The sequence below is a fragment of the Acidisphaera rubrifaciens HS-AP3 genome, assembly GCF_000964365.1.
Classification (GTDB): Bacteria; Pseudomonadota; Alphaproteobacteria; order Acetobacterales; family Acetobacteraceae; genus Acidisphaera; species Acidisphaera rubrifaciens.
In genome coordinates this window covers 1-976 of sequence record NZ_BANB01000947.1, presented here as the reverse complement: position 1 = coordinate 976, position 976 = coordinate 1, and the positions used below count along the sequence as shown (strand labels likewise).

Sequence of the window (976 nt, the reverse complement as noted above, 5' to 3'; positions counted from 1 at the left end):
CGGAGGCGGCGGCGGGTGCGTCGGCACGCGACGCGGCGGCGCCTGCGCCTTCGACCGGCGCGAGTTCGATCGCCGCGGCGGCGATCTCCGCGCCGTCGGCGAGCAGCACGGCGCGATGCAGGCAGTTCTCCAGTTCGCGCACGTTGCCGCGCCACGGATGCGCGGCCAGCCGCGCGCGGGCGGCAGCGGACAGGGCACGCGCGGCGACGCCGTTCACCTCGGCATAGTGGCGGGCAAAATGATCGGCGAGCGCCAGGATGTCCGCCGGCCGCTCGCGCAGCGGCGGGATGCGCAGGCTGATGACGTTGAGGCGGAAATAAAGGTCCTCGCGAAAGGTGCCGCGCGCGACCTCGGCCGGCAGGTCGCGGTTGGTCGTGGCGATGATGCGCACATCGACGCGCACGGGCGCCGCGCCCCCCAGGCGGTCGATCTCGCGTTCCTGCAGCGCGCGCAGCAGCTTGGCCTGCAGGCGGATGTCCATCTCGCTGATCTCGTCGAGCAGCAGCGTGCCGCCGCCGGCCGCCTCGAACTTGCCGACGCGGCGGGCGATGGCGCCGGAGAACGCGCCCTTTTCGTGGCCGAACAGCTCGCTCTCCAGCAGGTTGTCAGGGATGGCCGCGCAATTCAGCGCCACGAACGGGCCGCCCGCACGGCGCGACCGGGCATGGATGTGGCGCGCCAGCACCTCCTTGCCGGTGCCGCTCTCGCCGGTCAGCAGCACCGAGGCGTCGGCGCCGGCGACCTGCTCGGCGCGACGCAGGCAGGCCCCCATGGCGGGGTCGCGCCAGATCAGCGCGTGCCGCTCGCCGGCGGCGGCCTGCAGGATCGCCGCGATCAGGTCCGGGTCCGGCGGGAGCGGCAGGTATTCACGCGCGCCGGCACGGATCGCGGCCACCGCCGCGTCGGCGTCGGCGCCCGTGCCGCAGGCGACGACCGGCACCGGCATCCGCTCGGCCAGCAGCGATGCGACGAGGCC

General features: G+C 74.9%; 1 protein-coding gene. It reads right to left on the bottom strand.

Annotated elements, in window-relative coordinates; all coding sequences use genetic code 11:
* Positions 1-976: sigma-54 interaction domain-containing protein (locus B8460_RS19300; protein ID WP_048863255.1), on the bottom strand; the 976-nt coding region annotated here is incomplete at both ends.